The 24180-nt window shown below is 36.6% G+C and carries 20 protein-coding genes and 1 pseudogene; 12 read left to right on the top strand and 9 right to left on the bottom strand.

Annotated features, from left to right (window positions below; all coding sequences use genetic code 11):
• The first annotated feature begins 14 nt into the window (after positions 1 to 14).
• Both CDG56_RS04080 and CDG56_RS16865 read left to right on the top strand, forming a co-directional pair.
• Positions 15 to 1286: an SGNH/GDSL hydrolase family protein gene (locus CDG56_RS04080; protein ID WP_087547020.1), complete on the top strand. Its 1272-nt coding sequence runs from the start codon at positions 15 to 17 to the stop codon at positions 1284 to 1286.
• 285 nt (positions 1287 to 1571) lie between these two features.
• Positions 1572 to 1673: pseudogene (locus CDG56_RS16865) on the top strand (SAM-dependent methyltransferase); the annotation flags it as partial.
• Between the two features lie 46 nt (positions 1674 to 1719).
• Here CDG56_RS16865 and CDG56_RS04075 read toward each other — a convergent pair.
• Positions 1720 to 3342, bottom strand: a complete 1623-nt coding sequence (locus tag CDG56_RS04075; RefSeq protein ID WP_087547019.1) for an oleate hydratase — start codon at positions 3340 to 3342, stop codon at positions 1720 to 1722.
• Positions 3343 to 3698: 356 nt separating this feature from the next.
• On the opposite strand from CDG56_RS04075, the gene CDG56_RS04070 reads away from it, so the two are divergent.
• Entirely contained in the window at positions 3699 to 4322 is a 624-nt protein-coding gene (locus tag CDG56_RS04070) for a LysE family translocator (protein ID WP_016652939.1), read from the top strand.
• A gap of 146 nt (positions 4323 to 4468) precedes the next feature.
• Here CDG56_RS04070 and CDG56_RS04065 read toward each other — a convergent pair whose 3' ends face one another.
• The 5 genes from CDG56_RS04065 to CDG56_RS04045 form a co-directional block, all read right to left on the bottom strand.
• Positions 4469 to 5089 carry a hypothetical protein gene (locus CDG56_RS04065; protein WP_087547018.1) on the bottom strand — a complete coding sequence of 207 codons (621 nt, stop codon included), beginning with the start codon at positions 5087 to 5089 and terminating at the stop codon, positions 4469 to 4471.
• Positions 5064 to 5396, bottom strand: coding sequence for an STAS-like domain-containing protein (locus CDG56_RS04060; protein WP_087547017.1), 333 nt, complete (start codon positions 5394 to 5396; stop codon positions 5064 to 5066). Before CDG56_RS04060 ends, CDG56_RS04065 begins: the two co-directional genes overlap by 26 nt.
• 14 nt (positions 5397 to 5410) lie before the next feature.
• Positions 5411 to 6430: an ATP-binding protein gene (locus tag CDG56_RS04055; protein ID WP_087547016.1), complete on the bottom strand. Its 1020-nt coding sequence runs from the start codon at positions 6428 to 6430 to the stop codon at positions 5411 to 5413.
• A 106-nt stretch (positions 6431 to 6536) separates the two neighbouring features.
• On the bottom strand, positions 6537 to 8594 hold the full coding sequence (gene metG, locus CDG56_RS04050) for a methionine--tRNA ligase (RefSeq protein ID WP_087547015.1): 2058 nt from the start codon (positions 8592 to 8594) through the stop codon (positions 6537 to 6539).
• A 101-nt stretch (positions 8595 to 8695) separates the two neighbouring features.
• Positions 8696 to 9193: a hypothetical protein gene (locus tag CDG56_RS04045; RefSeq protein WP_087547014.1), complete on the bottom strand. Its 498-nt coding sequence runs from the start codon at positions 9191 to 9193 to the stop codon at positions 8696 to 8698.
• A 256-nt stretch (positions 9194 to 9449) separates the two neighbouring features.
• On the opposite strand from CDG56_RS04045, the gene CDG56_RS04040 reads away from it, so the two are divergent.
• Both CDG56_RS04040 and apbC read left to right on the top strand, forming a co-directional pair.
• The gene (locus CDG56_RS04040) at positions 9450 to 9986 is read left to right on the top strand and encodes a hypothetical protein (RefSeq protein WP_087547013.1); all 537 of its coding nucleotides are present in this window, start codon (positions 9450 to 9452) and stop codon (positions 9984 to 9986) included.
• Positions 9987 to 10146: 160 nt separating this feature from the next.
• The gene (apbC, locus tag CDG56_RS04035) at positions 10147 to 11376 is read left to right on the top strand and encodes an iron-sulfur cluster carrier protein ApbC (RefSeq protein WP_016652929.1); all 1230 of its coding nucleotides are present in this window, start codon (positions 10147 to 10149) and stop codon (positions 11374 to 11376) included.
• Positions 11377 to 11394: 18 nt separating this feature from the next.
• On the opposite strand, the gene CDG56_RS04030 is transcribed toward apbC, so the two are convergent.
• Positions 11395 to 11967, bottom strand: a complete 573-nt coding sequence (locus tag CDG56_RS04030; protein WP_087547012.1) for a DUF2062 domain-containing protein — start codon at positions 11965 to 11967, stop codon at positions 11395 to 11397.
• Between the two features lie 312 nt (positions 11968 to 12279).
• Here CDG56_RS04030 and CDG56_RS04025 point away from each other — a divergent pair, with 312 nt between their 5' ends.
• The 7 genes from CDG56_RS04025 (at position 12280) to CDG56_RS03995 (ending at position 22604) form a co-directional block, all read left to right on the top strand.
• Positions 12280 to 12873: a LysE family translocator gene (locus CDG56_RS04025; protein ID WP_087547011.1), complete on the top strand. Its 594-nt coding sequence runs from the start codon at positions 12280 to 12282 to the stop codon at positions 12871 to 12873.
• Positions 12874 to 12987: 114 nt separating this feature from the next.
• The gene (dcd, locus tag CDG56_RS04020) at positions 12988 to 13557 is read left to right on the top strand and encodes a dCTP deaminase (RefSeq protein ID WP_087547010.1); all 570 of its coding nucleotides are present in this window, start codon (positions 12988 to 12990) and stop codon (positions 13555 to 13557) included.
• 325 nt (positions 13558 to 13882) lie between these two features.
• Positions 13883 to 16444, top strand: a complete 2562-nt coding sequence (locus CDG56_RS04015; protein ID WP_087547009.1) for a hypothetical protein — start codon at positions 13883 to 13885, stop codon at positions 16442 to 16444.
• Positions 16445 to 16457: 13 nt separating this feature from the next.
• Positions 16458 to 17951, top strand: coding sequence for a hypothetical protein (locus tag CDG56_RS04010; protein WP_087547008.1), 1494 nt, complete (start codon positions 16458 to 16460; stop codon positions 17949 to 17951).
• Positions 17952 to 18026: 75 nt separating this feature from the next.
• Positions 18027 to 18785, top strand: coding sequence for a hypothetical protein (locus CDG56_RS04005; protein ID WP_087547007.1), 759 nt, complete (start codon positions 18027 to 18029; stop codon positions 18783 to 18785).
• Between the two features lie 27 nt (positions 18786 to 18812).
• On the top strand, positions 18813 to 21473 hold the full coding sequence (locus CDG56_RS04000) for a DUF6160 family protein (RefSeq protein ID WP_087547006.1): 2661 nt from the start codon (positions 18813 to 18815) through the stop codon (positions 21471 to 21473).
• A gap of 96 nt (positions 21474 to 21569) precedes the next feature.
• Positions 21570 to 22604 (top strand): DUF6160 family protein, encoded by a 1035-nt coding sequence (locus CDG56_RS03995; protein ID WP_087547005.1) that lies wholly within the window; start codon positions 21570 to 21572, stop codon positions 22602 to 22604.
• 76 nt (positions 22605 to 22680) lie between these two features.
• Here the strand turns inward: CDG56_RS03995 and CDG56_RS03990 are convergent, their stop codons facing one another.
• Both CDG56_RS03990 and CDG56_RS03985 read right to left on the bottom strand, forming a co-directional pair.
• On the bottom strand, positions 22681 to 23610 hold the full coding sequence (locus CDG56_RS03990) for a tRNA dihydrouridine synthase (protein ID WP_087547004.1): 930 nt from the start codon (positions 23608 to 23610) through the stop codon (positions 22681 to 22683).
• A gap of 78 nt (positions 23611 to 23688) precedes the next feature.
• Complete coding sequence (locus tag CDG56_RS03985; protein ID WP_087536746.1) at positions 23689 to 24180, bottom strand: hypothetical protein; 492 nt, start codon at positions 24178 to 24180, stop codon at positions 23689 to 23691.

Genomic DNA, 24180 nt, shown 5'->3' with positions numbered 1-24180 from the left:
TACAGGTTAAGTCTATGTTGATTAAAAAGTCAGTTTATTTAGGTGTATTTTGCATTTTAACGATCGGGTCACCAGTTTATGCTAGTAATTTGACCAATTTTAATGATCCAAATACCAACCAATTAATGACTGCTTTTACAAATAAATCTGTTCATATTGTTCAATTCGGTGATTCCCATACAGCGGCTGATGTAATGACAGGTACGTTAAGGGCTCAATTACAAAACCGGTTAGGAAACGGTGGAATGGGGTGGGGAATGCCTATGTATTTTTCTGGGCAGCGTTTAGTCCGTTATGGGTACGATAACAATGGTTGGGAGCCAATATCGAGCCGTCAGCAACGAGATCAAAATTATACCTTGGGGGGCTTAATCGCTACCCCTAAGTTTAATGGAGCAACTTTAACCATTAAATCAAAACAAAGTGAACTTTCGCAAAAAATCAAAGTAAATTTAAGGCAGGCTGCAACGGATGGTAAGTTTTTGGGCCGAGATGCACAAGGGCATCAATTTGAGATTGAAGCCCCAATCAAAAACAATACCTGGCAAACAGTCGAGTTTGTGGCACAGCTACCATTTACCATCACTGCTTCAAATGCAGAGCAATCAGCAATTGGGGGATGGTGGGCAAAAAATCAAAATGGTGGGGGTGCTGTTGTTTCAGCATTAGGAATTAATGGAGCAGAATTATCATATTGGAATCGCTGGAACGAGGGGTGGCAGCAAAATTTAAAGAGCATCTCGCCTGAATTGATTATTATTGCTTATGGAACAAACGAAGCATTTAACGACAATATTGATGTTGATAAGTATAAAAATTTATTAATTTCGAAAGTTGATCAGATTCGTGTAGCGAGTCCTGATACTGCCATTATGATTGTTTCAGCACCAGAAAGCTTAAAAAATATCGCGGGTCAATGTGGGATAAGACCAATTAAATTAACTGCGATTCAAAATGTGCAGTACCAAGTTGCACAGCAAAAGCATACTTTGTATTGGAATTGGCAACAAGCTATGGGGGGGGAATGTTCGATGAAATCTTGGATTAATCAAGGTTTAGGTCGAAAAGATGGGGTTCATTTTTCAGAAGCAGGTTATCAAAAAATAGGACAAGCATTGGCAGAGGATCTGCTGTCTTTTGTAGGATTACAACAAAGTTATAACACTGCTACGAATACAGAAGTTAATGTGGCGAAATCTTCACAGCAGTATAAACCTTCAACAAATACAGGATATGCGAGTATTTGCTTGGAAGGAACTAAAGAGTGTAAAAGTATAAGCTTTTAACAATTGAATTATGATAGTTAGAAAAGAAAGGTTCGGATGAAAATATCAAAACCTATTTTATTGCTAAGTGTACTTACAATGACAACTGGGGTATTTGCAGATGATTTCATTTTTGCAAATGGAATAAAAGTTACAGTAGGAGATTCTTTCAGTACTGTAAAAAAGTGACCCTAGACAGTATTGTGGGCAAGCAGCCCCTCTAAAGGCAGCATTGGTTGATGAAGTGTTGCCTATGATTTAACCCCGTCAATGGTTGAGCTTGTATCGATTCAAGCCAAACAACGTGATTTACAAAGCAAAGCATCAGAGCAGGTGCAACGATATTATCAAATCAAAGCCGATGGTTCTTTTAGCAGTGAAGTTGCTTATATCGTTTTATCAAAGTAAGTTGAATAACCATAGAGCAGCAATTTACCCTATGGCTTTTTAAAATTTAATGAAAAACTGCTTCCAAAGCATTTAAGCCAACTTTAGGATCGAGTAAACCATTGTAAATCTCTGGAATTTCACGTTCGACACCTAAGAGCTGATAAATGGCAATCATGGCACAACGTACGGAATATTCCACCGTGAAAACCACATCATCTTCAAGCTCTACGAATTGACCTAAGAAAGCAAAGTTGACTGCATTTTCTGGAATGACCAATGGGCGATCACCTGCTTTACGACATGCAAATAGGGCAGAGGCATAAGGCATCATTACTGTGGTAATGTCAGTATGTGCCAACACATGATCCAAAATCTCATCGAAACCAAGTTGATGAATCAACTCAATTAAAATCTCTTGACCTGTCGCTTCACTCATCGGTTTTTTAATGTAATCGCCGATATGGTCAATTTCAAAACCATAACCCCATAAGGTGAATTTACCTTCTGGTAAGTCAGCAAAATGCGGTTGAGCTGGAACGACCACAGATAGATGCCAACCAGATTCAAACCAAGTCATGAGTGCACCTGTACCCGGTTCATTTCCTGTGTAATCAATAATCCGTTTTAGCAGCACATCATCATGCATGGTGAGCGTAAAGGATTTCCATTTATGCTCATCAATGTTGCCATAGAAGGTCATTGGACGACCAAAATCAGGGGCTTTTTGAGCCAATGTTTCCCACAAACGCCAGCCATGATCTTGTCGATCACGAATCAGCTCAGGAACATCGAATTTATCGCCATAACGTGAATCAGCCGTAATCGAACCTAAAGTAAAGAGTGCAAGATCATGCTCGCCCAGTTGAATTTGTTCAGTGCCTTCTGGAATGTTAACATAAAGTTGGGTTGCCTTACGTTCCTTCGTTTGGGCATCTTCGACAAAGTCTGCATCTGTGACATAACTACCGAAACGAACATCAACGCCTTGTTCCACCAACCAGCGTTGTAGAGGATGAATCATTGAATCATATTGATTGTATTTAGTTCGTTTCACACCTGCTAAGGTATGGATGCGTGGTAATTCTTGAATGAAACGTAGAAAATAACGGCGTAATTCCGCTGCGCTATGCCATTTTTGAAACGCAAATGTGGTTCGCCACATCCGCCAAAAATTACTTTGGAAAAATGCATCATCAAAAAATTCATCAATACGGCGACTACCGATACGATCTTCTTTTAATGCTAGTAGACGTAACATTTGAGCACGGTTGAGCGTTGATAATCCCAATTTTTGAGCTTCTGCAATAATATGATTTGAGTCGATCAAACGTGCTTGAGCATTGGTTTTAACTTGTTCGTTAAATTCACGACATTCTTCACGAACAGAAATGTCTGGATTTTCTAAAGATGGGATGCTTGAAAATAAATCCCAAGTACACAAATAAGTCTCATCAGTTAGCATACGTCCACCACGTGTGACCCATGCTTGGTTCGGATTAAGCGGATTATGTCCACCATCCATCGAACCACCAGAAACATTTAATTCTTCTAAAATATGGATATGTTCGGCTGGCACTTTAGCATCACGAATCGCAAAAGCAGCAGCAGCCATACCAGCTATGCCTCCACCTACAATCCAAAGATGTGATTTAGAGCGGTCTAATGTTTTCAGTCTTTTATTTTGCATCTGATGTGCCTCGGTTGTAGTTCTAAAGAAAATTAAAGCCATAATTTTATTATGGGATTATGTGTTTTAAAAATATATGAAAGTTCTGCTAAAAATCGATGATAAATTATTATCAGAAAAAAACTTTAATAGAAAAAATGGATGCACAATAAAATTTTACTGTTCATATGCTATGTTTTAACTGTTTGATATTGAAATTAAATTGAGTTTTTACTCTATTTTTAGTTTTTTACTCAATATCAAGTTACTTGAAAAATCCTTAAATTTATAAACAGAAATCAAAAAAATTATATCTTCTATTATAGTTTTTTAAGTAAAATAAATAGTTGAAAATTATTCTAATCTTGAGGTCTATCTTGGAATCATTATTGATTTTAGGCTCTATTACTTTGGCATTAATGTTGGGGGCAATTAGTCCTGGTCCTACATTTATTTATGTTGCCAAAAACTCAATTGCGATTTCACGTAAACATGGCTTATTTACTGCGCTTGGTACAGGCACGGGGGCAGCATTATTTGGTTTGCTTGCAGTGATGGGGCTACAAGCAATTTTGTTGGCTGTGCCTTCTGCCTATATAGCTTTGAAAGTTTTTGGTGGTCTGTACTTACTTTGGCTGGCGTATAAAATTATTAAACATGCCAAAGAACCCATGGAAGCTGTAAATGGTGCAGTCAAGACCATGAGTTATACGCAAGCATTTCGTTTAGGACTGATTACCCAACTCAGTAACCCTAAAATTGCGATTATCCTTGCCAGTATTTTTACCGCGTTATTGCCGAAAGAAATCCCAACGTATTTTTATGTGGTATTGCCGATGCTATGCTTTTTTATTGATGCAGGTTGGTATTCGCTAGTGGCTGTTGCATTGTCAGCAGAAGGTCCTCGCAAAGTGTATTTAAAATCTAAGGCTGTTTTTGATCGTATTGCAGGTGGGGTGATGACCTTGCTGGGATTGAAGTTAATCTTTGGAATGAAGTGATAAGTTATCGCCAATTTAGGCTAAAGTAATAGGTTGTGTTAAAATAACTTGTTTTTATTATTGTTTCTGCACGAGTAAAGGGAAGTCACTCAAGAATGAGAGGGACTGTATGTCCATTATTTTGTCTAGGATCAGTTATAAATCATTTAAAAAAGTTTTTTGGAATGATCTTCCAAAGCATTTATCAGGTCTAAGCCACATAAAACGATGTCATCAATTTTATTTTGGTTGATTTCATGTAGATATACTATTTCTTCATTAAATAAATTAGCTTTTTGTGTAAATAAGGTTTGAAGATTGATATCTTTTTGAAGTACAGTATCATCAGTGATTCTACTTTGATAAAGAGTTAGCAAAGTATCAGCTTCAATTTGCATATTATTATTAAAATAATGACCTATTAGTGAAAACCAGAAAAAATTTAAAGGATTGCCATAAGGGAAGCTATTTATTGTAGACGTTAAGTAATCTAAATGATTGTGAATTTTATGTCTTAAGGAAATCATTTCATTAAAACTTTTAAGATCAGAATTTTCACTATTTTCTTTTTTATATTGATTAAATTTAGATGAAAAATCTATACAAAAATCATTTATTTTGAGTATTTCATCAGAAATATTTTTAAGAAATCTCATTTGTAGACGTAGATGAAAACGTTGTAATATTAAATATATACTTCCTAATGCTATAGCTATTTTGAATAGATAAACAATAAGTTTTAAGAAAAAATTTACTATATCATTAAGAAGTAGAAGATCTATCGGCATCTTGAATATATTTCCAAACTTTTTCTTCAAGTGATGGTCGTCTCGGAAAATTTAAGACCAAAATATCTTTTAATTTTGAATAATTAAATTGATTATTCCTGATAAGACCTCCAAATGCTTCCTCTAAAAAAGAAGATCCGTTCATTGAAACACCAGTAAAATCAACTAAAAGCTTTTCATCAGTTGAGAGATTCTTTAGTAGAGGTAAAAGTACATCTTCTCTGAAAGCTTCACCAGTGTAAGTGCCTTGATTTCTATATCTACCAGCGGGTCTACGATAAAAATCTTCAGAAACTAGAATTTTCATAAGTATCTCAAATTTTAAGCGGCTGAATCATTAATTCGAATGCTAGAATCGTTTAAAGGAATTAACCATGAGATAATTGTACCATTTACTGATGTATTGTAATTGGATTTTTTTTCTAGTTGCCTAGCAATTTTAGAATATCCTTTTGCCCAATACCCTTGGCGGCTATGTACCATCATGATAGAACCATCTACTTGTTCGCAAACTTGTTTCATATCTTGAAAACCTTTACCTCGATTAGCTAAATTAGTAGATGTTCGTTGATAATTAGATGCGATTTCAATTTTTTCTTGATCCGTTAAGTGGAGCCAAGAATCTAAGTTGAAAAAGCTTTTCAGAGTAATATCATTGATTTTTGTCGGAATACTCTTTGGAATGGTTTTTCCAAGATCGGATATAACAACATAACATCTGTCTGGTTTTATTGAAAGAAACAATTTCCATTTCTTGTATTCTTCATCAATTTCATATGCATGATTAACAACATTAATGACAGCCTCACAAATAGCAGTGTTTATTACATCAAATGTTTCTGAGTCCTCACCGAACTTTTCTTTTAAAACTTCTTCTATTGGGTCATATTCATCACCAAAATCGGCATTCTCTCCTGTAAACGTATACCATCTATCCACTAGGTCATGAGTTGATTCTACATTCTTGATTTTAAGTCGATTGTAAATATTTAGTTTGGTTAACATTCCAGATACAACATGACTTTTTGATATTTTACCACGGCAGATTAAATTAGAGTTTTTTTCTAGAGTGTGCGCAAAGTGAATTGTTGCCATTGGGGTCAAGGTATCTACATTACTAAAGTCAAAATATGGGCGTGCTACTGATTTTGAATCATTTAAACTATTAATTGCTTTTAGAGTGCTATTTCGTAGACGCTTATTGTTAATATCTAATGCTATGGGCAAGTTAAAAGTTTGATATTTATTAGACGTATTTTTTGAGATGAATTTTTTTTGTTTCCGTTTAGCGACATCTTGATAAATTTGACGCAGGATTAAGTGTGAATTAGGTTTTTTCATTTTCAAAACTTAATTTTCAAAAATTTATTTTGATATGTTAATTTAAATCAAAGATTTTTGGAACAAGAAAACCCCTATTCCTAGAGGCTTCCTTAGATATTTTTAATTAAGACACTTTATCACCAGCTTTAGCACCAGATTCAGGTGAAATCACCCAAACACCTTCGCCATTACTCGCTGCAAGCACCATACCGTTAGAAATACCAAAACGCATTTTACGAGGTGCAAGGTTAGCGACCATCACCACCAATTTGCCTTTTAAGTCTTCGGGCTGATAAAACTCACGAATACCACTAAACACATTGCGTGGTTCAGCTTCACCAACATTTAAAGTGAGTTGAAGTAATTTATCAGAACCTTCGACAGTTGCAGCTTCTAATACTTCTGCTACACGGAGGTCAACTTTCATAAAGTCTTCAATACCAATGATTTCAGCTTCACCCACTTTAGGTTCAGGCTTCTTCTCGGCTTTCTTCTCTTTTTTCTTTTCCACTTTTGGCGTTTCTGCCGCAGCAGCTAAAGAGTCTTTAGATGCATCCACCATGGCTGCAACTGCTTTAGGATCAACACGCTGCATCAGTGGTTGGAATTGAGCAATTTCATGCGCAATTAAAATTTGCTGACGTGATGCAAAGTCAAAGCTTTCAAGTTGTAAGAAAGACTGAACTTGAGCCGCAAGCGTTGGAAGAACAGGAGCCAAGTAAATCGCAAGTTGACGGAATAAGTTGATACCAACTGAGCAAACATCATGCACTTGTTGTTCTTGACCTTCTTGCTTCGCAAGCGCCCAAGGTTTTTTCTCATCAATATATTGATTCGCTTTATCCGCAAGTGCCATGATTTCACGAACAGCAGCAGAGAATTCACGTGCTTCATAGGCTTGGGCAATTGAATCACCCGCATCAATAAAGCTTTGAACCAATTCAGGCTCAGCACAAGTGTTTGAAAGCGTATTATTGAAATTGCTGTTAATGAATTTTGCACAACGGCTGGCAATATTCACCACTTTACCGACAAGGTCAGAATTCACTTTTTGTACGAAGTCATCTAAATTCAAATCTGAATCTTCAACTTTGTCAGAAAGCTTAGAAGCAAAGTAATAACGTAAATATTCAGGATTCAAGTGCTGTAAATAAGTTTCAGCTTTAATGAATGTACCGCGAGACTTCGACATCTTCTGACCATTCACCGTCAAGAAACCATTTACGAATAAACCAGATGGTGTGCGGTAGTTCGCACCTTCAAGCATTGCAGGCCAGAACAGTGCATGGAAGTAAACGATGTCTTTACCAATGAAGTGATACACTTCTTTATCGCTGTCTTTTTTCCAGAAATCATCAAAGCTTAGATCAGGACGTTTAGTTTTGATGTAGTTTTCAAAACTCGACATATAACCAATCGGTGCATCGACCCAAACATAAAAATATTTGTTTGGAGCATCTGGAATTTCAAAACCGAAATAAGGTGCATCACGTGAAATATCCCAATCTGATAAACCCGATTCAAACCATTCATCTAGCTTGTTGGCAATAGACAATGGTAAACGACCTTGATCACGTGTCCATTTCTGTAAGTATTCTGAGAAATTCGGTAGTTTAAAGAAATAGTGATCTGACGATTTTTCAACAGGAGTCGCACCACTCAATGTTGAGCGTGGGTCTAATAACTCAGTCGCGTTATAAGTTGTACCGCAGACTTCACATGAGTCGCCGTATTGATCTTCTGCTTTACATTTCGGGCACGTGCCTTTAATGAAACGATCAGACAAAAACATGCCTTTTTCAGGATCAAAAAGCTGATTTACAGGTCGAATTGCGATATTGCCTGCTTCACGGTTCTTAATATAAATTTCTTCTGAACGTGCTTTGTTTTCGGCACTATTGGTTGAATCATAATGATCGAAATGCACACCAAAACCATCAAAATCACGAATGTGTTCTTTCTGAACATTGGCAATTTGCGCTTCAGGGGTGATGCCATTGGCTTCAGCACGTAACATGATCGCTGTACCATGAGCATCATCCGCACATACGTAAGTCACGTCATGACCCATTGCACGCATCGCACGAACCCAAATATCTGCTTGGATATAACCGAGTAAGTGACCCATATGGATAGGACCATTGGCATATGGAAGGGCATTGGTGACTAAAATTTTACGCACGGATATGGTTCTCTCATTCGTATTTACAAGGCAAATGATTTTACATGACTTAAGAGCGACTTGCACAAGGGAATCGGTGAAATCTTTTTAATCCTATAGGATCACATACTCTGCATTTGCTTTACTGTGATGCTTTGCTTTGAATTTTTTCTCAGCGAGATGATTTTTCCTTTAGACAAGAAATGGATGTGATAGCTTTTTAAACTATTGGTTTTGGGATCAACTGTAATTTCAGCAAATAAAGGTGTTTGCCAAAGTTCATCACTTCCTAAAGTACCTAACCAAGCCTGAGCTTTAATTACAGCGGTAAATTCATCTTTAACTTGTAGATCGCTAATACTTAATTCACTGCACCAATGAACGGTCTTTGGAAATTCAACTTTTGAAAATTTCCAACAAATTGAAAGTGCCAAACTTGTTGCGATTCCAGCATAATCGTTGCTTTCATTATGAATGACTTGAAGGAGTTGCTCAGCTAAATCACTTTCAAAAGAATCAATCATGCTTTGGATTCTTCGTTTGCTCGAAAGAATATAATTCAGGCGCTTTTGTTGAGCTTGCAGTTCATGTTGAATTTCTAGAAGTTCATTTTCGTTCATAAGGGGGCTTGATGAGTAAATTGAAGATTTAAATCGCTTGAAAGTATATCCGATCGATTGCCTGATCATTGTTGATACTTGTTTCGTGGTGCTGTGTTGGTTCTAAAAATAAACAAAAGACTCGAAATTTACTTTGACTGCTACTGTATCCCATTTGTTTCAATTTGCAGCAATTCTTCTAAATATCCGCAGAATCTTGTATAACTATAAATGAAAGCAACAGTAATTTATTACGATATAACAAGAGGAATAAGACATGAGTAATGACAAAATTGATCAGTTAAAAGAGTTCGCATCAAAAGACTTGGAGCAAACTAAAACAGATTTACACCAAGTCAAAGATAAAGTCAGCGAACTTGGAAATGACATCAAGCAAAAAGGTCAGGAAACTGTCGAAGACGTTAAAAACTTTGCAGCTAAAGATCTTGATCAAACGAAAGCTGATCTGCAACAAGCAAAAGATAAAGCGAATGAGTTGAAGCAAAAGGGTGAGCAAACTTTAGATGATTTAAAAACAAATGCAACGGATCAGTATGGTGAGGGTAAAGCTGCTTTATCTGCTAAAGCAGATGAGCTGAAAGAAAAATTGGCAGATACTCAGCATGCAGCCAAAGAGAAATTAGATCATTTAAAACAAGAAGCAAGCCATAAGTTAGAAGATGCCAAAGCAAAAGCTGCTGAACTAAAAGATGAAGCTACTGCTAAGCTTGAAGATCTAAAAGCTCAAGCGAGCCATAAACTGGATGATTTAAAGAAAGCTGCAACAGATACATTAAATAAATTCAAAGGTTAATCTTTTGATGACTATTTAACATCACGCTTATACTCAGAGAAGAAAACACGTTCATAAAAAATGAGCAATTATCTTCTCTGATATGGGCGTCCAATCTTCAATACTGCTAAACTAGCCAAACTCAGTGATATATTGATCATCTGTTTTTGGAGTAAACAAAATGTCGTGGCTTTCTTCCTTAAAATCTGTTTTTTCACCGGCACAAGAAGTGAAGGAAGATGAAATTCAAACTGTTTTACAAAATTATGTGCTGCCACATTCTGAAAATGCATTAAAAGATCGTATCAGCCAAGTGAATGTACAAGGTCGAATTTTACAACTCACGATTAATACTTTTCCTCAAGAAAAAGATCACTTACAACAGATTCACGATGAACTCGCTGAAGCTCTGGAAAAATGCGGTATCCAAGAGTTAAATTTACATATCATTCAACAAAAACATGCAGCGCATGGTGAAGCAGGTCATAGCTGCTCATCGAAGCCAAAAGCAGAAAATAGCAATTTACCACCTGTAATGGATGCTTCTCCTAAAGCGGAAGTCGATCCCAATAATCCACCGATTCAAAAAGCTGCACCACAACAACGCGATGTGGCTGCACATCCACGTATTCAAAATGTAATATTGGTATCGTCAGGAAAAGGTGGGGTCGGTAAATCAACCACCACAGTGAATCTGGCGCTTGCATTGCAACAACTCGGTCTAAAAGTCGGTGTTTTGGATGCAGATATTTATGGTCCAAGTATTCCAACCATGTTGGGCAATGCAGGTCGAACGCCACAAATTGAAAATGAAAATTTTGTGCCCTTAGATGCGTACGGCATGGCTGTGCTTTCAATCGGACATTTGATTGGTGCACACAATACACCTGTGGCTTGGCGTGGCCCTAAAGCGACTGGTGCATTGATGCAACTTTTTAACCAGACACTTTGGCCAGATTTAGATGTGTTAGTGATTGATATGCCACCTGGTACAGGTGATATCCAACTGACTTTGGCACAACGCATTCCAGTAACAGGCGCGGTGATTGTGACGACACCGCAAAATGTTGCACTTATGGATGCTGTAAAAGGAATCGAACTCTTTAACAGAGTAAATATTCCTGTACTCGGTGTTATTGAAAATATGTCGACACATATTTGTTCTAACTGTGGGCATGAAGAACAGATCTTTGGGATAGGTGGAGGAGATCAATTGTCTGAGCAATATGATATTCCTTTATTAGGACGTTTACCTTTAGACGCAAAAATTCGTGAACATGCGGATAATGGTAAACCAAGTGTGATTGCTCAGGATGCAGCCGCAGAGAGCTACCTCAATATCGCACAAGCTGTATTAAAACAAATGGATAAATTGCCAAAACGTCAGCGTGATGAAAATCGTATTTTCTAAATTTGAAAAGCCTCTAATTTAGAGGCTTTTTTTAATGTCATTATTTGATTGCAGTAATTGTTTTCTTTTTTTCCACGCATTCACTACGCTCCAACGCCAAAGTAAATGTGTAATTAAATAAAAACTAATCGCAAATAAAATTGCTTCAATGACAAGTCCTGATACGAGAATCTTCGCAAGGCTAAAATCAATATGACCGTGCCCAAAATTCTTAAGCCAATTGATAATTTGGTGTAAGACCCCTAATAGCATATCGCTATTGATCATGTTTACATGATAAATTTTAGTTCCAAACCAAAAACCTAAATAGAGAATTGGAACGATAGTGAGCGGATTGGTTAGCCATGCCATGCATAGTCCAATCGGTAAATTTACTTCTAACCATAAGATGGTCAAAATAATAAAAAGACTATGAAAAGGAACAGGTAAAATTCCCCAAAATGTTCCAATAAACATCGCCTTGGCAATCGAACGGCGGTTTACATACCAAAGCAGTGGATTTAAGGTACGTTCACCAAAAATTCTCATAAATTTTAGACTAGCAACTTTCTCTGATGAAGGTAGCCACTTATTAAAAAATTTCTTAGGCATAAACGAGGAAGCACATTGAAAGGAAAAAGTGAACGAATGTATATAAAATAACATTATTTACTTATTGAAAACTTAAAATAGCACCAAAGTTTATCTTGTTAAAAAATAAGAATACTTAGAATACGTTATATGTGTTGTATTTTAGCGTATGTTTTTACTCATGTGACTCTTGAGTAGAGTGTACTTGTAATTAATAAAATATAGATAAAACATTTATTTAAATAGGCTCTCGTCATAAGTGCTTACAGTTAAAATTTTGCTATCAACTGGCAACTATATTAATCTAAATTTATCTTGTAGTGAGGTCATTCAATGATTTCATGGTTTTTTATTGGTTTAGTGATAACTATTTTGCTCACTCCTGGTCCAACTAATACTTTACTTGCTTCCTCTGGTATTCAGGTGGGATTGCGTAAATCTCTATTGCTGATTCCTGCAGAAGCAATTGGTTATATTCTTGCGATCAGTGCGTGGGGAATGTTGATTGGTAAAGTCTCAGCGACATTACCTTTATTACCAACATTTTTAAAACTATTAAGTGCAGGGTATATTATTTTCCTTGCGATTAAATTATGGCGTACAGCAAATCAAGAAGTGATCTTAAATCAACCTACAATAAGACCAAGAGAATTATTGTTTGCAACACTATTAAATCCTAAAGCTTTATTATTTGCTTCAGCAATTTTCCCAACAACGGCATGGCAAGCGCAAGAAATCTATGTTGCGCATATGAGTAGCTTTGTTGCACTCATTCTTCCAATTGCACTATTTTGGATTTCGGTTGGCGCTGTGTTGGCAACCAATAAAGTAAAATGGTTGTCTCAAGCTAAATTACAGCGCACAGCATCAGTTGTACTGATCAGCTTTGCCATTCCTATTAGCTATTCAGCTCTAATCAATCTCTAATTCTAATGTTCTGCTGCCTTGAACAATCTAGGTAGCAGGGTTCTGTTGTTTTCATTAATGTCGTTTTACGTTAAAGTACTCGCCAATCATTAACTTAGATTTTGGATAAAAGTCATGGCAATAAAATCTGATCGTTGGATTCGTGAAATGAGCGAAAAACACGGCATGATTGAACCTTATGCAGAAAATCAAGTTCGTTATGATGAACATGGCGAAAAACTGATTTCTTATGGGGTGTCTAGCTATGGCTATGACGTCCGTTGCGCACGTGAATTTAAAGTTTTTACCAATGTTCACTCTGCAATTGTTGATCCGAAAAATTTTGATGATAGAAGTTTTATCGATATCGAATCAGATGTTTGTATTATTCCACCGAACTCATTTGCTCTCGCACGTACGATTGAATATTTCCGTATTCCACGTAATGTCCTAACAGTATGTTTAGGTAAATCGACTTATGCCCGTTGCGGTATTATCGTGAATGTAACGCCACTAGAGCCTGAGTGGGAAGGTCACGTTACGCTTGAGTTTTCAAATACAACGAATCTCCCAGCACGTATTTATGCGGGTGAAGGCGTGGCGCAAATGCTATTCTTTGAAAGTGATGAGGTGTGTGAAACATCTTATAAAGACCGTGGTGGTAAATACCAAGGTCAAACAGGTGTGACTTTGCCGAAAACATGATTTGTAAATTACATTTTGCAACAATCATAAGGTTTTTTGGTTGTTGCAATATAAACCTTACATTTAAAGAATAAAAATATAATATTCAGACATATATTTAAAAGAAATTATTTAAAAATAATAATTCATTCATCGGAAAATAGAACGTTTACCTAATATATTTTGCATTTGTGTAAATTATCGGCATAATGAAGAATGAATATATATGGGTAAAATTACCTGTGTTTGAGTGATGTTTGGATACAATTTCTCTTTTAGGGAATCACTCAAAAGGAAGTTAGAAAAATAACGATGGTGCGGAGCATCGCGTAATGGGAAGGTCAAGATGACTACACTTCATACGGTATCATTTCAAAAAACTGTTTTGGCGACTTTGATTGGTTTATGTCTAAATCAGTCAGTTTTTGCATTGCAAGAATTATCAGACGATGGTTTAAGTGAAACCACTGGTGAAGGCATCGCTTTACTACCCCAAGATACTTATATGATTTTCCGTGGCGCAGGTCCTAATGAGGCTACTCCATTGGCTGGAGCGGATGGGATTGCTGGTAATACTGATGATCGATTAAATGATACTGGTTATATCCGTTACATTCCTGTTGGCCCTTTAACACCAGAAGCTAGTGCAGCTGGTGCTGGTAAAGCAGATTTGTTTTTATATGGTTTAGCAGTTTCTAAATCTGATAACAATACCAATACCCGTATAGCAAGTACTGCTGCTAATGCAAGTATTAAGAGCTGGGGAACAGCAAGTAATCCTTGGTTATTAAAGGCAAGTACTGCTTACAATGTACCTGATTTCTATGTCAATGGTACAAATGGTGGTACATCTAAAAGTTCAGTTACTTATCTTTCTATGGAAGCTCCACTTTATAATCAAAGTCTTGCTGGACTTACATCAGATACAGGGCTAGATGCTTATAAACTTAAATTGGGTTTATGGGCTGATGCCTTCGTGAGAGACCCAAGTAAAATAGAAGGTGACGCAAATCAATTTTGCTTAAATGGTTGTACTCGTAATACAAGTGCTGTAAACACGGCGCAAATACCACGTGAAAATCGATTACGATTGCAGGCGATTTGGAATAATTTCAGTGTAAATGGAAGTAATTTACAATTGTTCCAAACTTTAGGGGGAGTTGGTCTTTCTGGTGATACTGGTATCAATAATGGTATGAGTAAATTTTATAATAATACTCTTGGAGCTTCTGGTATTTTGCGTTTTAACAGTGGGGATGCTGCAAATGTTAAAGCAACTTACATTGCTGGTGTATCAACAAGAACTTATAATACAGACAGAAATGCCACAGCAGCATCAACGGGATGGTCAAATACAGAGGTTTGGAATACCTATGCTAATACCAGTATTTTAGGTGGGGATAATGGCTCTGCCGGCGGATGTAATGCTGGTGGTGTCCAATTTAGTTCTGTTGCTTGTCAATTCCGTTATAGAGATCGTGCTGTAAAAGATACTGTTTCTGGAGCATCTTGGACTGCGCCAGATCCAAATGGAAGTAATGTTTTACGATTGAGTACAAGAGAAACATCAAATACCAGTTTAGTCTCGACACCTGCTTTGGGGGGGGGGAATGCACCTACATTTGCAGCAGATGATGGAATATTTATTTATAACCCTAACATTAATTTAGTATTAGGCTCACTCTATCAACCAGTTGTTTTTGGTTCCGATGGTACGAACTTTAGTTTGGAAATAGCACGTATTCCAAATAAACAAGATGTTTATACAAAAATTTATACTCGTTATGCAGGTGATACAAGTGATACAGGTGTGACCTATTATGGTTCTACTTGTAATGTTTACCAATGTGGTAGTTCAACTGTCGCTGGCTACCAAGGTGGATCTGCCTTAAATGATTATTCATCTACAGCATTAGCAGGTAAAAAACTTGCAACGCACAGTAGTATCAGTTTTGGTACTGTGAAAAGTAATGATGGTGGGCAAACTTTAGTTGCGGATAGTAGTGTTGAAGCATTAGGGATATTTTTTGGCACACCACAAAATAGAACGAATATTTCAGGAACCCAGATTTTTAAAGAAGCTCAATATCAACAACGTCAGCAACGTGTTGATACCAGCTATATTGTGACAGATCGTTATAGACTCACAGTTTCTAGTGGTGCGGGTGGATTTAGTGGCGGTGGAACAGCGACTAGAGCAGATCCGTATGGTCAAGCTTCAATTTCTTGTAATTATACTTGGATTAGTGGTTGTTCATCTTCTACAGATCGTTGGTATAACACTTCTGGTAATCATGTTGATTGGGTTTATTTAACCAACGTTGATGCAAGTGGCAATAAAATTTTCGGTAATGATGATGGTACTTATGCTCGCTATTGTACGAATACCACAACAGACTGTTTAACTTGGTATAACGGAGCTGCGTTGGGTACTGGCGGTACAGGAAACGGTTACCCTGCAACTGTAACCAATGTAAATCAAATCATTGGCGGTAGCATGGCTAACCCTGGCAGTGGTCAGCGTGGTGCCGATGACTGTTGGCCTGGTGAGTCTGGTGGTGCATGTAATGGTAGTTCTGGTAGTACCACAACAGGTGGGTTGTATGGATTGTCACGTTTAAGCGCAGTAAATGATGGTGGAAGTTCTAATACGCCTACTCCAACGCATGTGAATAATACCAATTGGACGTATGGAACACGTGCAAATGCACCTTGGTTTAGAGTTGCAGGTGGACAAGCAGCTGTTACATATGGCTCAGGTTTAGGATCTTCAACTGCAATCACTTCTGATATTGTACCAACTGCTGTGACAGGTGGTGTGAATCCATCAGCATTAAATAACTTTGGTTCAGCTGTGATTGATGGGCTGTTAATTCAGCATATGAAAATAACAACGAAGGGATTATAAGACAGGAGTCATCATGTTTAATTTTAATGTTTTAGGCTTTAGTATTGCTACTGTTTTATTTAGTCAAGGACTATATGCATCTTCAATGGTTGATTTGACTGACGATGAGTTATCAAAAGTACAAGGACAGGCTTTAATGAGTCTCTCTTATATCTCTCCTGTTGATACAAAAAATTTAGAATCAACTCGCACAGGAAGTACTAAAGATATTGGTTTCTATAAATTAGGAATGGAAGCAGAAATTGAATTAAACGCAAATATTAAAAAACTACAGTTAGGCTGTGGTGGTGTAAATGGTATTGGTGACTGTGATATTGATATTGATAATTTAAGTTTAAGTGGTTTAAAGGTTGATAGTAATGGTAAACCTCTTGCAATGACTAATGAGGAAAGAGCCGCTTCTTCGGCAAAAATAACCAATCCATTTATTGAATTTGCAGTTAAAAATCCTGAGTCTGCTTCTATGCGTCAAGTTGTTGGATTCCGTTTAAGTGCAGAAAAAGCGCTAGGATTATTATCAGCTGGAACGGAAAATACTGGAGTTGCAAATGGTATTAATACTATTTCTGGCTATATGAAAGTACAGTCTGACAGTTCAGGTATCATAAAAGGGTATGCAACGACAGCGGCAACGAGAGACAATCTTTATGGTACCTATTTAAATCCAAATGATTTAGTAATTACAGGTGCCCTAAAAGCATTAGGTTTAAATGGAGCCGATTTTAAGACTTCTGGTGGTGGTTTTAATATTCCTCAGATTAATAATAACTATTTTGAAATTCCAGCAATTTTAGTTAATGAAACTAGAGCAAAGTCTAAAATTTTATCAGCTCCTGTAAATGTCCCTAATATCTATATAGGTGGACCTGGTGATGCAAACTACCCTGTGAATGGGTCCGTGCAATATAACTCAAGTGGTCCACATGATCCAGCATACCCAGAGCCTTCAGCTATTTATTCACAAGGCGGTCGTGTTGAAGCAACAGTAACAAGATGCTATGGAATTTCTTGCGCTGTCGCGCAAGAAGGAGACGTATTCAAAAATGTTTATATGAATGGGCAGATTTCAAACATTACTGCAAATTTAAATCTAAATCAGTCTTTAGGTTTAATTCATAATTTACCGATTAACTCGCCATTTTCTTTATCTTTACAGCAACAAGCATTGCAGTGGCCAGGAGCGAAATCGGATGATGTTGCACAAAAAGGTTGGTGGATGTCATTTGCCGATCCAGTAAATATTGGATATGTAGTTCCGCAAGATCCTATTGATATTTCTCCACTTTTCCCTCAGATTGCAAGTGCTGTTTCCTACTATTTACGCCGTGGTGGTGGTAATGAAGCAAATACAAATGATCTTGGGGGCTTGTTAGGAAGTGGCGATTTAACAGTGAATATCGGAAATATCGATTTAAGAAATAGTGCGTTAAACTTAAATATTAGTAACCTTAAATTAACAAATCAAAATTTTGCACCTAACTGTTGGGGTGGTTTGAAGTTTTGTTAATAGCTATTTTCGGGAAGAAAGTGGTGGTTTAGTAATCAATAGCTGGTTTTGATGCTATAAGTAAAGGATATTATAATGAAGAAAATGATGATTTTGCTCCTATTCAGCACAAGTATAGTACATGCTGAATTAAAAACTTTGGATAGCCAAGCTTTGAGAGAGGTTGAGGGGCAAGCTGGAGCAGATTTGTCATTGAAATTTTCATTAAATCATACCAGTACTTATCAATTTGATGATGGTGTTGGTGGTGTTTGCGATAAGACAGCGAATAATAATACTGGTTTAGGTTATTGTCATTTAGGACTTTCGGTAAATAAACGATTTGTTAGTAGTCGTGTGCAAGGAGCTAACACTTTATGGGATGTACCAGAAAGTGATCCAACTTTAGCAAATCCAGCAAGAAAATTATGGCTAGTGTTCAAGGGAATCCAAGGAACTGTTGATATTCAAAAACTAGGTTTAGATGGTGTTGATTTAGTATATCAGAATGATGGTGGAGTTGATCAGATTAAACCTTCTATGCAACTTAGCCTTGATGCTAGTATGCCTATTTTAATTAGAAATTTTGGTTTTAATGCACTTGCGATTGAACAAGATGATTTTACAAGTTATATCGATTCAAATGGCAAAGTGGTTGAAGGTTCTGCTAGTACCCCACCAACTAGTGGGTATGGATATTTAAAAGCAACGACTTATAACGCAACGAATGCTGCAACATCGTTATATGATCAGGGTAAGGAAACTGGGTTTGTTGGTATGAGAATGAATGGTAATCTTGCTATACAAGGTAAGATCATGATGTTTGGTTGTGATAGCAGTCATCCACGTTGCTAGAGCTAGAGATTATCAAGGATTGAAGTGATGAAAAAAAATAACCAAAATCACAATACAGCATGGTTTGCATTGAATACTTTAGCAACAAGTATGCTACTCATAAATTCTGCGCATGCATTACAAAGCTTAGATGATAGTGCATTGCGTAATGTTAATGGTCAAGATGGAGTTCATATTTCAACCTCTTATGATGAAATTAATGTTGATAAGCTTTATTGGCAAGATAATGCTGGAATAGGAACTTCGAGTAGAATAAATAGTAATTTACAAGCGACAGCTGAAAATTTTAAGATTCAGTCAACCAATGCTAATGTTTCAAACTTACCTATTTCAAATCGGACTCCAGGGACAGATTATAAAATAAATATAGGGAGTGGTAGCGGTAGTGATGCTGGTAGAACTGGACTAGATTTAGCCATTTCGGCAAATCCTTCTTTAATTACAATTGAGCAATTTAAAATATGTGACACTGAGTCTACTCAGCGTTGCAGCGCCGCAATTGGGAATATGGCAATTCAAACAAGTTCAGTTATTGATCTTAATTTTAAGACTCGTGATGGACTTTTTAGTAAAGATAAGCAAGCAACTTTAGATTTAGGATTGAAAAATGCGAATATCTATTTAGGACAAAAAGATGTTAGTAATGAGCTTAATCAACTCATACTTAAGAACTTTAATTTTAACTTTTTAGGTAAAGGCGTTATGTTTGTAGATGCCATTGGTGGCTTTAGATTACAAACTAATTCCGACGGTGTTGGTAAAGCAACAATTGCATATAATTCTAATGGCACAATAAATTTAGCATCTAGTACTCAACCAGATGCAACACATGGATATGTTGATTTTAGAAGAACTACAGATTCTGCATCTAGTAATTTAAGAAATACTGGCAGTTATGGTAATGGTGTAGTCGGTGCTGGTGGTGATACAACAAACTCAGGTTTAAATTTAGAATTTTTACTGAATAAAGATGTAAGCAAAACTTCACCTTATGTTCTTGATGGGACTAATAGTCCAAGTAATGCCAAGGGATTAATACGTGTTGGCGCAAGTGGTCGAATGGTAAATGGTTATTTACAGTTGAGAGGCTTGAATACAACAAATAAGAATAATCCAGATTATACTGGAGTAAATTATGGTAAATCTGATCAAAGTAATATTGTTGGTAAAACTAACAACTTAAGCACTGATTTATCATTAGCAGCAAATAATCCTATTACTACAACAACTGGAAATAATATTATGGGGAGTACAGGTATTGCTTTCCGTATGGCTGCTGAATTTACTAAAGATAATGATCCAATGTTGGGGAGTGATGGTAAGGCAACTACGCTAGAAATTGGTAATGCAGGTCTAAATACTTATGGTTTTGAATTTGGAAATTTAACTGGATTAGTAGCGACTGATCGTGGTTCATTTGATAGTGGTAATGTATATGTAAATCTAGCTGATACTCGAACAGTTTTATTACCTGCAAATAAACTTTTCCAAACCAGTCGATTTGGTAATGGTAATTTTTTAACTAGTAATAATGATTATATTCAATATATCTATACAGACACTCCAAATGGTATCGCTGCAAATCAAAATCCTTATAGTTTACTAGTAGCGGTTCGAGGTGCTGAATTCCAAGCAATATCTCGTCTAGGTCGTTTTACAAATAGTGCTCGAACAAATGATGCAACTGGTGCAGCAGTTCCAAATATTGCAGAGCATAATGGTACTAATCAATGGGGACTAGCATTACCTTTTTATAATTTAAATGCCAACATGGCGATTTTTGGTACCAATGTTGATGCATCTACTGCTTATGCTTATACGTCTGATTATAAAGGCTATAATAAATCATCTACAAATAAAGTTGTTGTTGGTACAGGTTTAACGCCGCGTCTAGGTTTTTCACTGGCCATGAGTACTGAGGGTGTAAGTTCTGATGGAAGTAAAACAACATCAATTTTAGTAATTGATGGTAAAAAAATAGGTGTTAATAATCAACCTGTTGATTATTATATGGGGTTGCGTAATATTGATTTATTACTCAAAGGCACTGGTAATATTGGTGTAGAAAAGGGTAGTTTAAACGTTAGTTTAAAAGATTTACTTATTGTGGCTGCAGCGCAAGTTGCTGCTGGATATCTACCAGGGACAACTTACCAAACTTGTGTATTGTCTACATCAAATGCAGGATGTAATAGCTCTGTTCCAGCTAATAATAAAGTAGCATTAAATAATTTTGCTACATCAAATGATGTGCTATTTGGTATTAAGTTACGCGCTGGCGGTAGCATGGATTTTTCACTTATACCAAATAGTGAGTATAAGTCTGATGGAACTGGGAGTAGTTTAAATATTGTTGGTGATTTTACTTTAGACCCAAAACAAGGTAATACAATTCAAATTAGTGATCCTCTTGATGGCTCTACACTCGGTTTAGATAATTTAACGGGTAAAATGGCATTTAATAATGCAATTGTAATTGCCCCAAAAGCGAACCAGAATGGTGCTGAAGGGATGGTTAGTTTTAATTCGTCTTTTACATTGAACCCAGATCGTACTACTGATGGTGTTTTTCGTGCGAGAGATATAAACCTATATCCACCGAATACTGGTTCTGGCGCTCGTTTAGGTGAATTGGCAATCACTGGCGGTAGATTAACTAGCCAATTTGGTATTATGCCACGTAATTAAAGTGCATCATCTATTTGGTCTGAAATAGATTGAATAGATGATAAGCTATGTTAATCTATCGGATGTATTTTAAACATTTGTCTACGGATCAGGGCAATGAAAAAAAATAAAAAGCTAGGATGTCTATCGTTACTGCTATTAAGTCCATACTCTATAGCGATGCAACCTATGGATGACCAGAGTCTTGCTACAATGACAGGGCAAGATGGTCTGACTATTCAAGCACAAGCAAATGTTGAGTTTAAGCAGTTATCTATGATAGATAATGATGGTTTGTCATACGGTAGTGGTTCTTCATTGTATACATCGCCTGATTATACTAAAAGGGCTGGTTTAGTGATTGGAGGGCAAACGTCTTCTAGCCCTGTTCGAGTTGTAGGGCTAAATGGTTCTAGTGAAACTATTCTTGGATTCAACGCTGTAATTGATTCAGATGTTGGAACTGTTTTAAATAAAGGCGCTTTCACAAATATTACTTTATCTTTTAAAAGTAATATCACAGGAATTCGTATTTCTCCTTTTTCTGTATATGCTGCTAGTGAAGGTACTCTCTCTGATATCATTAGTAATTCATACAGTAAAAGTACTATCTATGATAGTTCTACATTAAAACCTAAAGCAGGTTTAGTGAAAGAAATAGTAAGAGTTGGTGGTGCAAGTGGGATAGATATCGTTTTTGCCGCTAATAAACCAACAGTAAATATTCAATTAGGTGCAGCACCACAAGGGCATATGGTTATGTTTGGTGGTGCAATAAATTCAATTTGTGGTTCAGGTAGTGGTTGTAATATAGTTGCTGTTTCTGACTATGATGGAAGCAATAATCCATATGGTATCGGTTTTGATTTTCAATTTACGGGTTATAATAATTCACCTTTTGGGCTGACTGGTTTTTATGCTGGTATTGAGGGTAAAAATGGCACAGATTCTGGTGGGTTAGTTTTTGGGAATTCGGGAGTTTCAGACAAATTTAACTTGAGTTTAAATAACGTAATTTTAGGGCAGTCTGGTAGTCCATCTACGACATATCCATCAAGCACTTTTAATGGATTGCCAAATGCTTCAATTGGCAGTATAGGTGCTGTAGGTGCATCAGTTACTAACTTAAAGATGAAAGTTAGTGGGATGTAATGATGTAAGTAAGTTAGTCATTTTATTAAAGCGACCTTAGTCGCTTTTTTTATCAATATACCATTATTAAAAAAGGTCAGCTCTGCTTCAAGTAATTAATAATCTCATCTAGTTGTTTCTCTTTCTTTACTTTTGTCCAAAGCTCTTGGGCCTCTGGATAGGCTTTGGTCATCATACCTAACCATTGTTTATAACGACCGATCATTCCAATTTCAGTTTTGTACTGGCCACTTAAAAAACGTTGCTGGAGTTGCACTAACTTTGACCAAGAAAGGATAGCTTGATCACTATTCTCTCGAATACATAAGGTTAGATCTGGTGTAGTCACAGCACCACGTCCAATCATCAGGTCTTGGCAATGAGACTGTTCTAAACAGGCTTTGGCATCTGTATTATTCCAGATTTCACCGTTGGCAATGACATTAATTTTTAATGCTTCAGTAATCGGCTGGATTTTTTCCCAATAAGCAGGAGGCGTATAGCCATCGGCTTTTGTACGAGCATGTACGGTAAGCCAATTTGCACCAGCGTCTTCTATCGCATGTGCATTATCTAAAGTGTGGTTTTCATCTAGATAGCCCAGACGCATTTTAGCTGAAACGGGTATATGTGCAGGTACAGCATCACGAACTGCTTTAACTAAGAGGTGTACGGTTTCAGGTTCATCCAATAGAACAGAACCGCCACGATGACGATTAACAGTTTTAGCGGGGCAACCAAAATTAAGATCAATTGCTGGAGCACCGAGTTCAACAACTTTCGCGGCATTGGCGGCCAACATCTCTGGATTATTCCCAAGAAACTGTACATGCACAGGTGTGCCAGCCGCTGTCTTTCCCTCATTTTTTAATTCAGGACAAAAACTGTAGTAAATGTGGTCGGGAAGAATGCTGTCAGTAATACGGATAAACTCAGTGACACACCAATCAAAACTGCCAACATGGGTGAGCACATCACGCATAATTGGATCAGTTAAGCCTTCCATTGGAGCGAGCACAAGTTTCACGATGATTATTACCTAATGAAGCGAATACTGCGTTATACGCATTTTCAGATAGGCTGTCTACTAATGTTGGAAAAGTGTTTAAACAGATTTAATTGAAAAATTAACCCATAAGTTGTCATCATCAAAATTTTCAACAAAAAGTTTAATTTTTTGTTGAGGGTACATATTTGATGCACCTAGAACAGATTTACAATCGTTGTAGTCAACGAAACCAAAAAATTCTTCATTATATTGAACGATTACTCCTTGAGGATAAAAACAAACAATTTCGGTTTCGATCATTTCCCCGATTTTGAATTTGTTTTTTAATTCGTTCCACCGCTTTAAATATTTAGATATCGACTGATCCCAGAAATTTAAAAATTCTTCTTTTTTTATTGGAGTCAACATATCTAAGCTTTCTGAGAAATTACCTTCGGGTAAGAAGAAATTAGTTTGCTCTATGCTTAAATTTGTATTTATACATTCTGATGAGTTAACAAATATCGACTTTAAACAATAATATTCCTGATCAAATTCATATAAAGTTATCTCCCCATCTGTATCTATATATTTGTAATATGAATACAA

This window comes from Acinetobacter sp. WCHA39 (assembly GCF_002165385.1).
Lineage (GTDB): Bacteria > Pseudomonadota > Gammaproteobacteria > Pseudomonadales > Moraxellaceae > Acinetobacter.
Note: the sequence above shows the minus strand (reverse complement) of the source record. Positions and strands in the feature narration are given on the sequence as shown.

Bases quoted from the DNA above. Each gene is read 5' to 3' on its own strand.
- CDG56_RS04000 (WP_087547006.1), top strand. From the start codon at position 18,813: ATGAAAAAAAATAACCAAAATCACAATACAGCATGGTTTGCATTGAAT.
- CDG56_RS04065 (WP_087547018.1), bottom strand. From the start codon at position 5,089: ATGCCGATAGATCTTCTACTTCTTAATGATATAGTAAATTTTTTCTTA.
- CDG56_RS04080 (WP_087547020.1), top strand. From the start codon at position 15: ATGTTGATTAAAAAGTCAGTTTATTTAGGTGTATTTTGCATTTTAACG.
- CDG56_RS04060 (WP_087547017.1), bottom strand. From the start codon at position 5,396: ATGAAAATTCTAGTTTCTGAAGATTTTTATCGTAGACCCGCTGGTAGA.
- CDG56_RS04025 (WP_087547011.1), top strand. From the start codon at position 12,280: ATGATTTCATGGTTTTTTATTGGTTTAGTGATAACTATTTTGCTCACT.
- CDG56_RS04030 (WP_087547012.1), bottom strand. From the start codon at position 11,967: ATGCCTAAGAAATTTTTTAATAAGTGGCTACCTTCATCAGAGAAAGTT.
- CDG56_RS04010 (WP_087547008.1), top strand. From the start codon at position 16,458: ATGTTTAATTTTAATGTTTTAGGCTTTAGTATTGCTACTGTTTTATTT.
- CDG56_RS03995 (WP_087547005.1), top strand. From the start codon at position 21,570: ATGAAAAAAAATAAAAAGCTAGGATGTCTATCGTTACTGCTATTAAGT.
- CDG56_RS04015 (WP_087547009.1), top strand. From the start codon at position 13,883: ATGACTACACTTCATACGGTATCATTTCAAAAAACTGTTTTGGCGACT.
- apbC (WP_016652929.1), top strand. From the start codon at position 10,147: ATGTCGTGGCTTTCTTCCTTAAAATCTGTTTTTTCACCGGCACAAGAA.
- CDG56_RS04075 (WP_087547019.1), bottom strand. From the start codon at position 3,342: ATGCAAAATAAAAGACTGAAAACATTAGACCGCTCTAAATCACATCTT.
- CDG56_RS04045 (WP_087547014.1), bottom strand. From the start codon at position 9,193: ATGAACGAAAATGAACTTCTAGAAATTCAACATGAACTGCAAGCTCAA.
- dcd (WP_087547010.1), top strand. From the start codon at position 12,988: ATGGCAATAAAATCTGATCGTTGGATTCGTGAAATGAGCGAAAAACAC.
- CDG56_RS04005 (WP_087547007.1), top strand. From the start codon at position 18,027: ATGAAGAAAATGATGATTTTGCTCCTATTCAGCACAAGTATAGTACAT.
- CDG56_RS04055 (WP_087547016.1), bottom strand. From the start codon at position 6,430: ATGAAAAAACCTAATTCACACTTAATCCTGCGTCAAATTTATCAAGAT.
- CDG56_RS04040 (WP_087547013.1), top strand. From the start codon at position 9,450: ATGAGTAATGACAAAATTGATCAGTTAAAAGAGTTCGCATCAAAAGAC.